The sequence below is a fragment of the Vibrio penaeicida genome (assembly GCF_019977755.1).
Lineage (GTDB): Bacteria > Pseudomonadota > Gammaproteobacteria > Enterobacterales > Vibrionaceae > Vibrio > Vibrio penaeicida.
The window spans coordinates 808028-821424 of the sequence record NZ_AP025144.1 but is presented as its reverse complement, the minus strand read 5'-3'; the positions used below and the strand labels follow the sequence as shown (position 1 = coordinate 821424).

Annotated in this window: 12 protein-coding genes; 3 read left to right on the top strand and 9 right to left on the bottom strand. The window is 44.9% G+C overall.

Annotation, left to right across the window (positions count from 1 at the left end; translation table 11 throughout):
• Positions 1 to 13: 13 nt before the first annotated feature.
• From LDO37_RS03940 to LDO37_RS03900, 8 genes are all read right to left on the bottom strand, one after another.
• Positions 14 to 1006, bottom strand: coding sequence for an ABC transporter permease (locus LDO37_RS03940; RefSeq protein WP_126609212.1), 993 nt, complete (start codon positions 1004 to 1006; stop codon positions 14 to 16).
• Positions 1003 to 2517, bottom strand: a complete 1515-nt coding sequence (locus LDO37_RS03930; protein ID WP_126609211.1) for a sugar ABC transporter ATP-binding protein — start codon at positions 2515 to 2517, stop codon at positions 1003 to 1005. The genes LDO37_RS03940 and LDO37_RS03930 overlap by 4 nt, the downstream gene beginning before the upstream one ends.
• A gap of 12 nt (positions 2518 to 2529) precedes the next feature.
• Entirely contained in the window at positions 2530 to 3660 is a 1131-nt protein-coding gene (locus LDO37_RS03925; protein ID WP_126609210.1) for a sugar ABC transporter substrate-binding protein, read from the bottom strand.
• A gap of 163 nt (positions 3661 to 3823) precedes the next feature.
• Entirely contained in the window at positions 3824 to 4522 is a 699-nt protein-coding gene (locus LDO37_RS03920; protein WP_126609209.1) for an HAD-IA family hydrolase, read from the bottom strand.
• Positions 4510 to 5382 carry a class II fructose-bisphosphate aldolase gene (locus LDO37_RS03915; RefSeq protein ID WP_126609208.1) on the bottom strand — a complete coding sequence of 291 codons (873 nt, stop codon included), beginning with the start codon at positions 5380 to 5382 and terminating at the stop codon, positions 4510 to 4512. The genes LDO37_RS03920 and LDO37_RS03915 overlap by 13 nt, the downstream gene beginning before the upstream one ends.
• Before the next feature lie 79 nt (positions 5383 to 5461).
• Positions 5462 to 6625: a dihydrolipoamide acetyltransferase family protein gene (locus LDO37_RS03910; RefSeq protein WP_126609207.1), complete on the bottom strand. Its 1164-nt coding sequence runs from the start codon at positions 6623 to 6625 to the stop codon at positions 5462 to 5464.
• Positions 6626 to 6764: 139 nt separating this feature from the next.
• Complete coding sequence (locus LDO37_RS03905; RefSeq protein WP_126609206.1) at positions 6765 to 7775, bottom strand: alpha-ketoacid dehydrogenase subunit beta; 1011 nt, start codon at positions 7773 to 7775, stop codon at positions 6765 to 6767.
• Positions 7776 to 7820: 45 nt separating this feature from the next.
• Positions 7821 to 8813 carry a thiamine pyrophosphate-dependent dehydrogenase E1 component subunit alpha gene (locus tag LDO37_RS03900; RefSeq protein ID WP_126609205.1) on the bottom strand — a complete coding sequence of 331 codons (993 nt, stop codon included), beginning with the start codon at positions 8811 to 8813 and terminating at the stop codon, positions 7821 to 7823.
• Between the two features lie 448 nt (positions 8814 to 9261).
• On the opposite strand from LDO37_RS03900, the gene LDO37_RS03895 reads away from it, so the two are divergent.
• A complete protein-coding gene (locus LDO37_RS03895; protein ID WP_126608355.1) occupies positions 9262 to 10149 on the top strand; it encodes a MurR/RpiR family transcriptional regulator in 888 nt (295 codons plus the stop codon).
• 147 nt (positions 10150 to 10296) lie between these two features.
• On the opposite strand, the gene prfC is transcribed toward LDO37_RS03895, so the two are convergent.
• A complete protein-coding gene (gene prfC, locus LDO37_RS03890; protein ID WP_126608356.1) occupies positions 10297 to 11886 on the bottom strand; it encodes a peptide chain release factor 3 in 1590 nt (529 codons plus the stop codon).
• Between the two features lie 122 nt (positions 11887 to 12008).
• On the opposite strand from prfC, the gene LDO37_RS03885 reads away from it, so the two are divergent.
• Together LDO37_RS03885 and LDO37_RS03880 are read left to right on the top strand one after the other, a co-directional pair.
• On the top strand, positions 12009 to 12233 hold the full coding sequence (locus LDO37_RS03885) for a hypothetical protein (protein ID WP_126608357.1): 225 nt from the start codon (positions 12009 to 12011) through the stop codon (positions 12231 to 12233).
• A 430-nt stretch (positions 12234 to 12663) separates the two neighbouring features.
• Positions 12664 to 13371, top strand: a complete 708-nt coding sequence (locus LDO37_RS03880; RefSeq protein ID WP_126609492.1) for a substrate-binding periplasmic protein — start codon at positions 12664 to 12666, stop codon at positions 13369 to 13371.
• Positions 13372 to 13397 lie beyond the last annotated feature (26 nt).

The window sequence follows — 13397 nt, the reverse complement described above, 5'->3', positions numbered from 1 at the left end:
ATTTCTGCGAAATCTAAGCGTGGGAAACAAGACGGACTCGCGCCTTGACCCACCCTGTCACTCTTTCTCGGGTGTCGGGGCTAAATAGAATACTGCCTACTAACATCAGCATACTGGTGGCGCCATCGCTCCAGTAGTAAGGAATATTGATCAGAGTAAACCCGTTCAAAACCATGGAAATCAATACCGTCCCAGCAAGAGTGGCAAGTACTGAGGCTTTACCAAAAAACGCAATACCAATAAATACAGAGGCAAAAGCAGGCATTAAAAATCCATTACCCGCTATGGGTTCTGATTTGCCGGTTTCAGCGATCACCAACAAGGCAGAAAACAGCATCAGAGTGGAGCAGATCACGTAAGCAATGCAGACGTATTTACGTACGTTTACTCCAGAGTAAAATGCCGATTTTTCATTATATCCGACAGCGTACAAGCTGTTACCGAAGCGAGAACGGTGCAGATAGAACCAAGACAGCGCATACACCGCCACCAGCAAATAAGTGGAATAGTTCACTCCGAACCAGCGCCCGTCGTTGATGTCGAGTAAACCCGATGTAAAGAAGTTGCGGAATAAAGAAGGTCCACCACTGAATAAGAAAGCTGCGCCTCCGGCTATCGACCCAACCGCTATGGTGGTCACGATATCGGGTAACTTGAGGTAGCTGACCGCATAACCGTTTATCAGCCCAAATGCGACACTAACGACGAGCCCGATTAAGATCGCCAAATACAAGTCAATACCCGCTGCGATACCAAACCCTATTGTCATCGCCACGAAAGAGATGACGCCAGGGAATGAGAGATCAAACTTCTTCAAAACCACTACAAACGTTAGCCCTAATGCAGCCAAGCCTGTTGCCGCTAAATGGCGTAAAACAGCGGTAATGTTAGAAGTAGTGACATACCTAGGTTCAAGCAGATAAAACGTCAATGTGATGGAAGCGACGATAATCAGATACAGCCCAACTCGAATAAAAGCGGCTTTCTTAGCATTAGTATTGGTCATACTCGGTACTCCCCTGATATGCCAGCAATCAACAACTCATCTCTACTGATATCACTCACGGGTTCCGATACCTGCTCGCCTTTGTATAAAGCGAACATACGATCCGACACGCCATGTACTTCATCACAATCCGAAGACATCACGACAACCGCGGCTGTTTGTGAAAGCTTTCTCAGTAGACGGTAGATAGTCGCTCTAGCACCGATGTCGACACCAATCGTGGGTTCGACAAACACATAAATTTCGGCCTCAGCATACAAGCCTTTACACATCACAATTTTCTGCTGGTTTCCGCCGCTAAAGTTACTAGCGGCTTCGTCCAATTCCGCAGGATGAAGCTCAGTTAGGTTAACCAAATCAAGGCTATCTTCATGAGTTTGTTCTGAATTGAGCACGCCCATACCCGAAGAGGCACGATCAAGGTTGGCCAGTGAAATGTTGAATACCACGTTTTCTTCCAGTACTAACCCTTCTTTCAAACGGTTACCGGGAAGCAAAAACAACTTATGATTCAATGCGTCTTGAGTGGTTTCGAACGTCACCTCTTTACCGCGAACATGAATACTGCCGCCACCTTTGACTCTTGCTCCGAATATCACTTTAGACAAATGGTCAATGCCTGAACCAACCAAGCCAAAAATGCCTAAAATCTCACCTTTCCTGACATCAAAGGAGACATTCTGAAATGAGTCAAAAGAGAGGTTATCCACCTTTAAATACACTTCATCGTCGCAAGCCCGTTCCAACTTTGGTGGAAACAAATTTGCGACCGATTTCCCTAGAATTAGCTCGGCAATGGCTGCTGGAGACAACGCTTCTCGCGTCACATCATGGCAACCTACATTTTTGCCATTTCTAAACACAGTGAAGCGATCCGCTATCTGTTCCACCTCTTCAAGGCGGTGAGTAATGTAAATAATGGATACACCGCTGGATTTAAGGATCGACATCAACTCAAACAAGTGCTGCTTTTCTTTTTCTGTCAAAGTCGAGGTCGGTTCATCTAAAATAAGAGCGGTGATTTTGTCATTAACCATTGAATGCAAAATCGCGGTGGCTTCCTTTTCCACCGGATTCATTTCAGCAATGGTTTTATCCAGATTGACCGGAATGGGTAGTTTTTCCAGCAATGCATCGGCTCTGCGCTTTAGAACGCTACTATTGAAAAAAGAGAAAAGACCAAAGCTGTTGTTTTCCCTTCCCAAAAAGATGTTTTCATACCCTGTAAAATCATCGATCATTTCGGGGTGCTGCTGCACAGAAACTATGCCCTGCTGCAACGATGCACTCGGGGTGCCAAGATCCGCTTCTTGCCCGTCAATTTCAATCTGCCCTGAGTCTTTCTGGTAAATACCAGACAAGATCTTGATTAGCGTGGACTTCCCCGCCCCATTCATTCCAAGGAGTGCGTGGATTTCACCCTTCCTGAGTTCAAAATCCACATTATCAAGGGCGGTGACAGAACCGAATTTCTTGTCTATCCCTGACATCGAAATAACGTTGCTGTTCATATTACTCTCCAGTTAAACGACTCGTACCCAGCCCAACTCTTTTGCTCGACCCGGTCTGTCATAGTCGGCAGCTTTTTCTCCTAGCCCTTGCAAAGTATCTTCCGTCGCTTTGTAGCAAGGTGTGATCACTAGACGAGGTATGTTTCTACCCGCAGCGTATTCGTGAGCATAAAACACATTAGAAAAGGCCATTTCATAGAAGCTTTGAGCACAGCTCATCTTGAAAGCAGAGCCACCACTGATGTATCCGAAGGATTGAGGACCGCCATCAATACCGGTAAGGAAGATGTTTTTACGCCCTGCCGCTCGAACAGCAAGGGCACCTTCGATCGCCGCACCGTCCCAAGCGCACCAGATGGCATCCAGATCGTCTCGTGCTGTCAGCATGTTATCGACGGCTTGGCGAGGTGTCGTACTGGCGTTAAAGTTAAACGCCCATTTGGCGACCACTTCAATTCCGGGGTACTGGCGCAATGCCCACTCCATACCCAATGTGCGCTGATCCCAACTTTCATTTTGCGGTAACGTCACAATGGCAATTTTGCCCTTACCACCCAACTGCTCTGCAAGCCATTCCGCAGTAAACCAACCCATGGAGTAGTTACTCGACATAGCGGTACTGTGAACAGCAACCCCTGGCACTTGGCTATCCCCTGCAAAAACTGGGATTCCTGCATCGAGTGCACGTTGAACCGCTGGAGCTATCGCCGCCGCATCAGCTGGAGTGATAAACAATGCATCAGGTTTACTGGTAATAAAGGCGTCGATGTTCTCAGTCTGCTTCTTCGGATCGAACCCTGCATCGGTAATCGTGAGTTCTCCACCAAGTTGTTCAACGGCATCTTTATATCCTTGGTGTAATGCTGCGCCTGAATCAAAGGCTGTCCAGCCTAGTGCAGCCGCAAATTTTAATTTCTTGCCCGACGCAGCCATGGCAGGTCTGAATGTTGCTGGTCCCATGGTCGCGACAGCCACTGCCGTTCCCATGCTCAGTTGCATCATTCTTCGGCGAGACAGCCCTATCGGAGAGAGATCATCACTGGCTCCATGTGTAATGGATTCGTGTGTAAAGGATTCATGTGTGACTGGTTCTGTTTTTGGAGTGTCAGATTCGCTGACACCTTTGTTGATGCGCTTTTTCATGTTCAATTCCTTAATTAAAGTACCTTATTCAAGTACCACTACGTCCTATAGTGTTGATTCCGATCCTGCACATACTCGGACAAACCCATGTGACTTGTTTGTGCCCTCGTTGGGTGTACAAACAAGTCGCAATCAGATTCGTTATCTACCTAGCGATCTCTTTTCATTCATCACCGACTAGCTGATAACAAAGATTTAAATCCACCTCGGATAGGTCGCTAACGACTCGGTTTGCACCATTAAAATCTTCATTTTCGGTGTAGTAGGATTTTGTCACTAAGCAATTCATCCCAGCGCCTAACGCTGCTCGCATACCGATATTGCTGTCTTCGACCACCAAACATCGCTTAGGAGAAAGCTGCATTTTTTCAGCGGCAAGCTTATAAACGGCAGGGTCGGGTTTTTTAGCGGAAACCACATCTCCAGCGAAAACTCGTATGCTTTTGGCGATCTCTTCTCCAACGCAGTTTTTCACTACCGTTTTGACGGCTTTCTCATTCGATGTGGAACACACAGCTAACGGTATACCTCGCTCATACGCTTCTGTTATCAACGTCTTAACCCCGGGTCTAGGCGCAAGTTCTCCTGATTCAATCAGCGCCATAAAGATCGCGGTTTTTAACTGATGTAAGTTCTTTATGAATTCATCTCGGCTAATGGAGACTTCCGGCCAACCGACGGCATTGAAGTAATGCGACATGCGCTCTTTACCACCTGCAACACCGAGCAGATCTTCGTATTGGCTTTTCGACCAGTAATCCAGTAAACCTTTCTCTTGGAATGCCTGATTAAACGCCACTCGGTGCCCATCGCATTCGGTATCGACTAAAACCCCGTCGCAATCAAAAATCAGTGCGTCCATGAACCTGCCCTTTGCTGAGAACCAAATTTTGAAATCATCGACTCCACCCCATCTTTCAGCATTAAGAACTGTGACTCGATGTAAGGAATTGGCTCTTTGACTCCTGGCTTTTGCAACGCAAAAGTGACAAAACCTTCGATGAACTGATGCTTGTGCATGGTAGAAATATTGACTTTGGCGCAGCCAGATCGAATACAGCGTTCAAACTGTGCATCGGCTAACCCTGTGCCGCCATGTAATGCAATTGGGGTATCGATGTTTTCTGTGATCTTCTCGAGAAGATCGTAAGCAATGACGGGCTCACCTTTATACTGTCCATGGGCCGTGCCTATCGCTGGTGCAAACGCCGCTAATTCAGGCATTTCGGTGCAGAATTGCAAACACTCCTGAAAATCCGCCAGCATCGCGCTTTCTAGGGAAACGACTTTGTCGTCTTCCACGCCACCAATAGCGCCTAACTCCGCTTCTAGTGCTACGTTGGCCTGAGTCGCCAACGCGTAAGCTTTCAACGTCATGGATAAGTTTTCTTCAAAAGGCATATCAGAGCCATCAAACATAACCGACGTCCAACCGGCATCAATACAGCGCTGAATCACGTCTAAATCAGCACAGTGATCCAAGTGCAACGCCACTGGCACATCCACGTTTTGTGCTAGACTTTTTACCCACGAGGCAATGGCGTCGTATCCCCATAAACGGATGGTTTTAACGGAAAGCTGGACAATGACTGGCGAGTTCAGATCCTGAGCCGCGCTGATCACAGAGCGTGCGCTGTTGTAATCAATAATGTTGAAGGCTGCGACGCCATAACCGTCTCGCTTCGCATCTTGCAACATTGGCTTCATTGAGATTAAAGGCATAATTAATTCTCCTCAGAGAGTGTCTATCTTGATGCCGAATCACTTCCGCGCTTCGGCGTAATTCATACGTTCATAAATTTTATAGATCCAAAGCGGTAATACTTTCCTTCAGCTTCATCATGAACTCGGCGCCGTAAACGCCATCGACTGCTCGGTGATCCGCCGATAGCGTCAATACCATAAAGTCACGCCATCCCAATTCATTATTAATGCAGCAAGCACGTTTATTGATGGTGCCCACCCCGAGAATGGCCGCTTCCGGTGGATTGATGATGGGGAGAAGTTCAACGCCCCATTTCCCCATATTCGAAATGGTGAATGAGCCACGGGATTTGGATTTATTCATCCCATTACGCGCACCTTCTGCCAGAGTGCGAGATGCCTGATTGATTTCTTTCAAGGATTTACGGTCGGCATGATCGATAACCGGAACCAACAAACCATCGTCAACCGATACCGCCACTCCAATATGGATATCCTCCAAAAGCGTGCAACGGTCGGCAAACACATGTGAATTGAGTTTGCCATGGTGTTTTAATTGACGAGAGACCGCGAAAATCACCAGATCGTTAATCGAAAGGTTGTCATCATTAGACTGGTTGTACGCTTTTCGTTTCGCCAGTAAATCCGTTACATCTACTTCGGTGCGCAAATAGAAATGGGGTTTGGTTTGCTTCGATTCCGTCAGCCTGTCAGCAATAACTTGACGGACTTTCGAGTAAGGCTGGTCGCCATAATCATTACCAGAGCTCGGCTCTGCATCAGCCAAGTCCCTTTCCAGCACAGCCCCTCCAGGTCCACTGCCGCTGACAGAGGCTAAATCAATATTTCGATTCGCAGCCATCCTTCGCGCCAAAGGTGACGCTCCCAATTGCCCATGGTTAGCCGATATCACTGTATTTAGGTGTGAGGTTTGCTCGGCTTTTGTATCGTTTTCTGTCGAAGAAGTCACTGCGGCGACAGGCGTGGTTTCCGCTTGTGCTTTCTCGTTATTGTTCGCTTCATCAGGTGCCCCAATAAACATAATGGGCTCCAACACTGTGGTGGTATCACCTTCTTCATAAAGCAATTCCAGCACAACGCCTTCCTGATAGGTTTCGACTTCAAACGAAGCCTTTTCAGATTCGACAACAGCAACAATATCGCCTTTTTTGACCGTATCGCCGACTTCTACCATCCACTCTGTTAACGTGCCTTCTTCCAGATCCTGACCAACCTGTGGCATCAATACCGGAGTCGCCATAATTTCACTTCCCTGTTCACTCGTTTGCTTTGCTATTTGTCGTTCTGCATAGCGTTAAACTGATCGTTTTGCGTTTTGTTAAGCTAATCGCTCTTCGTGTTGTAAATTTGAGCGCTCTACATAGGGCTAAACGCTCTTTCTATCCCGCTTCACTTTGAACCGTGCTGTTCACCACCTTCAAAATGGCGTCTCGAATCTGCTCTTTTTGCGGAATGGAGGCTTTTTCCAACTCAAGGTTGAATGGAATTGGCGTATTAAGCCCAGCCACAATTTCAATGGGCGCATCAAGGTGATAAAAGACATTATCTTGGATGATGGAGCATATATCTGACGCCACACCGCCTCGGCGCACAGCCTCTTGCACAATGATGACTCTGTTCGTTTTCTTCACTGAATTGATGATGGTTTCTTCATCGAGAGGCACTAATGTCCTTGGATCAATAACTTCGACAGAAATGCCCTCTTTCGACATTTCTTCTGCCACTTCTAAAGAGCGAGGCAGCATATTCGACCAAGCAATCAAGGTGACATCCGATCCCGCTCGCTTCACATCAGCTCTACCAAACTCAATTTCGTACTCACCTTCAGGCACTTCGCCTTTGGCCATGTATAAATGTTTGTGCTCAATAAACATGACGGGGTTAGCTTGTCTTAAGGCGTGTTTTAATAGACCTTTTGCATCATAAGGCGTTGAAGGCATGACAACTCTTAACCCAGGAATGTGGTAAAACAGCGCCTCTAAGCTTTGTGAATGCTGTGCCGCAACCCCACCGCCTGCTCCACCTTGGGTTCGTAGCACAAAGGGAACATGACCAGCCCCCCCCGTCATCAAACGGAATTTAGCCGCCTGATTTACAATTTGATCCATACCCAACATGGCAAAATCGACGTAAAGAATTTCCACGATGGGTCTTGCGCCTGAAATAGCGGCGCCCACCCCCACTCCTATCATGCTGGCTTCTGATATAGGGGTATCGCGAACTCTTAACTCTCCATATTTATCAAGTAGCCCCTCTGTTACTTTGTAGGAACCGCCTCGTTCTGCGATGCCTTCACCAATAATGAACACGTCGCTGTTTCTTTCCATTTCTTCTTCGAGAGCTTCGCGCAGCGCGTCTCGGTACATAATTACTCTGCTAGCCAAAACCATCTCTCCTTTGATGTTTTAATCCTATAAATCGGTTTGTCCGTTCCTTTAATAACCGGCTATGGTCTGTTCAAACTCATCCACCGAGACTTGCGTTCCCGCTAAAGCAAATGACAACGCTTCTTCCAATTCCGATTCAATCTCAGCTTCCAAGGAGGCAACTTGTTCTTCTGAGTACCCCCCTAAATCTTTTAAGTTGTTGCGAGCAGAAGTCACGGGGTCTTTGTCTTTGTAATATTGAAGTTTGCTTTCAGGCATATAGTTACCAGGGTCATTTACATGGTGACCAGAGTGGCGATAAGTTTTAGCTTCTATCAACACAGGTCCTTTTCCGGAGCGACATATTTCGCATGCCTCCGAGACCAATGTGTAGACAGCCAGAGGATCATTACCGTCCACTGCATAGCTAGGAACACCAATGCTTTCACCTCGGCGATACAGATCCGTTTGTCGTGTGGAATCTTCAATTGGCGTTGACACTGCGTATTGGTTGTTCTCAATAATCAGAACGATATTGAGGTTCCAAATGGCGGCAAGGTTTAATGCTTCCAAAAACGTCCCGTTATTTACGCCACCGTCGGACGTAAAAATAATAGTGACCGCATCGCTACCCTTCACTTGATTAGCTAACGCACTGCCAACTCCGATCGGGGTACCTGCCCCTACGATCCCATTGGCTCCTAGATTGTTGGATTGAATATCCGCAATGTGCATCGAGCCACCGAACCCTTTGCAGTATCCTTCTTTCTTTTGCAAAAGTTCAGCGAGCATACGCTTAACATCGGCTCCCCATGAGATGCAGTGACCATGCCCTCTATGGGTGGAAGATATGTAATCTTTATTTGGGATCGCTGCAGCACACGCACCAGCCGCAATACCTTCTTGCCCAAGGTATGGGTGAAAATACCCTCTAACATGACCTTGGCGGTACAGCTTGACCCCCTCAGTTTCAAATAACCGCGTTTTGTAGCAGCTTGTGAAAATTTTTTTCAACGTCTCACTGGAGACCTGCGTATCTACCTGTATTTTCTTCGCGTCCATTTCGTTACCTAAACTTATTTTCCGTGTCGTTTTCTCGATATGGAATTGACTATAAATCGTACAATTTTAAATGTAAATAATTTTACACATATCAATAATAAACCTTAAAACCAATCAAAACGTATGAAATACAAGCAATTTACTTGTATTAAATAGAATCAGGACATCCGGCAGACACACAGAATCAAGCGCATAAATAATTGATAACAATAAACTTAAATAGACAGATTAGAGAAAGGTCACACTTTGTGAAAATTATTTTACTAATTAACTTTCTAATGCTGTGATATTGAAAATTGACTTACTAGAAGTTACATAGGATTATTGATGTTAAAAATTACTTACATTTTTATTTTTTGTGTTTATGGGAGTGATTGACCTTTCAAAGTTAACGATTATTCGAAAGATCGAGAGCCCTTCGCCCAATGACGGAATGAGATGATATAAAATGGACAAACAGGCAGGCACAGAGCTGGTAGAAAGAATCCACTCAAATTACGAGAAACTGCGTAAATCAGAAAGATTGGTCGCAGATTTCATTTTGAGCCACTTAGGAAAGCGGCTGAATTATTCGATCACCGAGTTCGCAGACAAGCTAGAAATTAGCGAAGCAACCATCAGTCGATTCACTCGTTCTATAGGCTACGCAGGGTATTCTGATCTAAAACTTTCCATGGCGGCAGCAAGCAGTATTGCGGAAGAAAATACCATTCCCAACATTCCTAGCGAGCTATCAGAAAAAGACTCATTAGTGGTGTTAAGCCAAAAGCTGATGAACGCATTGATTAATGGTTTAGGGATGACCCAAAAAAACCTCGACTACGGCAATCTAGAACAAGCTGTTGATGCCATTCACAATGCCAGTAAAGTGGTACTCGTCGGTGTTGGTGGAGCGGCTGAGATTTGTGATGAAGCTGTGCATTTACTGCTAAAAATAGGGATTGATGCCACCAGCTATTGCGATGGATATACCCAAACCATTGTTGCCTCTACTTTGCCATCGGATGCCGTGATGATCGGCATTTCCCATACAGGCGAAACTGACACCGTCGCAAAGGCATTAACTCAGGCTAAAATCAATGGGGCAAATACCATTGCCATCACCAGCTTGAAAGACTCTAAAGTGGGGCAAAGCGCAGATCATACACTGCTCACTTGGCACAATCACAACCCAAGGCAAGTCCCTCTTTATGGCGATTTTCTGGAAGGGCGAGCTTGCCAGTTATACCTCATTGATTTGCTTTATCTCGCCTTGATGTTCCGTCGAGGAAAAGACGCCAAGGTGTCATTAGAGATGACCAGAGACGCGCTGGAGAAATACTACCAAGGTCATTAGCTTAATAGCAGTGATGGAGCCTGATTGAAAATCTTGATGAAAATCGTCTTCTTGGATTAATTATCCCATTTGTGTGTTTCTCAAATAAAAACGTCGCCAAACAGGCGACGTTTTTAATGGGTTTCTGAGAACTGCTTATCTGAACGATTAGTGCTCGCGAGTGGCGCGGAAGTTAATTTCAGGGAAACGTTCTTGCGCAAGATTTAAGTTAACCATGGTTGGCGCGATGTAACTTAGGTTATCACCACCATCTAGCGCTAGGTTCGTTTGGTTCTTGCGCTGGAATTCATCCAGTTTTTTCTCGTCGTCACATTCTACCCAACGAGCAGTTGCCACGTTAACGCCTTCATAGATTGCTTCAACGTTGTATTCCGACTTCAAACGAGCCACAACAACATCAAACTGAAGAACACCAACAGCACCTACGATCAGATCGTTATTTTGCAGTGGACGGAACACCTGTACAGCGCCTTCTTCTGATAACTGGACTAGCCCTTTCAGAAGCTGCTTCTGCTTCAATGGATCTTTCAATCGAATACGACGGAACAACTCTGGCGCAAAGTTTGGTATACCAGAGAACTTCAGGTTTTCACCTTGTGTAAAGGTATCACCAATTTGAATCGTACCATGGTTGTGCAACCCAATGATGTCGCCAGCGTACGCGTTTTCTGCACGAGATCGGTCGCCCGCCATAAAGGTAACAGCATCAGAAATGCTGACTTGCTTACCAAGACGAACGTGATTCATCTTCATGCCTTGCGTGTACGTTCCCGACACAATTCGCATGAATGCAATACGGTCGCGGTGTTTCGGGTCCATATTTGCCTGAATTTTAAAAACAAAGCCTGAGAACTTTTCTTCTTTAGCTTCAACTTCTCGCTCGTTCGCTTGGCGAGATAGGGGCTCTGGTGCCCACTCGGTCAAACCATCCAACATGTGGTCGACACCGAAGTTACCCAATGCGGTACCGAAGAAAACAGGAGTAAGTTCACCACTTAAGAACAACTCACGATCAAATTCATGGGAAGCGCCTATCACCAATTCAAGTTCTTCACGCAATTGCTCAGCAAGTTCTTCACCAATGGCTTCGTCAAGTTCAGGGTTATTCAAACCTTTGACTATGTTTGTGTCTTGAATCGTATGACCTTGACCAGTCGAGTACAGAATCGTCTCGTCACGATGAATGTGGTAAACACCTTTGAATTCTTTACCACAGCCAATAGGCCAAGAAACTGGAGCGCAAGCCATATTTAACTCGCTTTCAACTTCGTCCAGCAATTCCATTGGATCACGGATATCACGGTCGAGCTTGTTCATGAAAGTCACGATAGGCGTGTCACGCAGACGCGTTACTTCCATAAGTTTACGAGTACGATCCTCGACACCTTTTGCCGCATCAATCACCATCAAACAGGAATCAACTGCGGTCAAAGTACGGTATGTATCTTCCGAGAAATCTTCGTGTCCTGGAGTATCCAAAAGGTTAACCAAAGACTCGTTGTACGGAAACTGCATCACAGAGGTGGTTACGGAGATACCACGCTCTTTTTCCATTTCCATCCAGTCGGATTTAGCGTGTTGGTTAGAGCCACGCCCTTTTACCGTACCTGCAGATTGAATCGCGCGTCCGAATAAAAGAACTTTTTCGGTAATGGTGGTCTTACCCGCATCCGGGTGAGAAATAATGGCGAAGGTTCTACGTTTAGACACTTCTTGTGTAAATGGAGAATTAGACATGGTTGTAATCTTCTTTATTGATCACTGCATTAAGGTTGCAATGACATTGAAACTGGTATGCACGACACGCCCAACTCGCTGTTTAAAAACAAGCTTTAGGCACAATATGCGAGGTATAAACTGTGTATTTGAATTCAGGCTATTACATCGGTCTTGTCGTCAGGCGTGAGCAAATGGCGCAATTGTATGAGATTCGCGCTCAGCTTTCCAGTTGGTTATCGATAGCACACCAGCTAAGAGGCAAGAAATCACATGAACGTACTTATACTCAAACCACCTCAAGCTTACCGACTGACACAAACCAAACCTTTTATTCATCTTTTTACTGTATTCAACAATCGGAATGAAGTGAGAGCTTGCGAGTGATTGAACATCATGTAGACACATCTGCGATACCCCCTATTTATCGATATTTATAAACTGCAAAAAAACTAAAATTTGAAAAAGAACATTTAGGTTAACTTTTAAACAATTCGTAAGTAGCACGATATTTTCGTCAAACATGAGATTAAAATCAGCGAAATTTGCAATAACGTGAAAGAAAACTGCCACAGAGTGAGGCTCATATCTGATGCTGCTGTCTTAAATATGAGCTTTTCAATAAATGAGATTACTTGTGTCAGGAAAATTAACTAGTATGAATAGTTTGCCAAAATTCTTTAATCGGATAATTTTGTAAAAGTTTTAGGTTTTTTGTGATATTTATCATTCACATATGTTGTAAAGTCTCTAGAATCTAAACTTTACAGCTCGATAACAATCAGGAAGAACCGCATCATGTTGAATGGCAAAATTCGAGTATTATTCCTCGTGATGTTTTTTTCTTTACCTGTTATTTCTAAAGAAATTTCTTTAGCAGCCATTCACTACCCTCCTTACACCATTATCAATGCCGACAACGAAATAACAGGTAACGACACTAAAATTGTTGTCGATGTTATGGCTATGCAAGGAATCCGCATTAATTTAATCAACCCACCTTGGTCTCGGGCATTAAAAAGTGTCAAGCATGGTAAGATTTCAGGACTAGTGAGCTGTACGAAAAATAATGACAGATCTAAATATATGCTTTTCTCAGATCCAATTGATGCCATAAATAACGGTCTTATTGTTCGAAACAGCTACACTGGTACACCACCAAAACACATCAGCGATTTAAATGGCATCAACCTAATTGCAATCCATAAATGGAACACTCAAACCGAATTAGTAAGAAATAACATTCCCCACGCACAAGCAAACTCTATTCCGCAGGCATTAGATATGCTTCTTAGGCGCGATTTCGACGCGATTTATAGCGGAACCGAGAGTATGAAATACTTTGCCGAAAGGTCGCACAAACAAAATAAGCTGAAAGTCGTATTGTTTGAAGACAGTAAACCCATCACGCTGCATATGTGCTTAGGAAAACGAACACCAAATGCAAAAGAGATTATGGCTAGGTTTAATCAAGATCTTGCAATATACAATGCGCTCAAAAATTAAATAATAATTAAGCGCTTATTTATAGA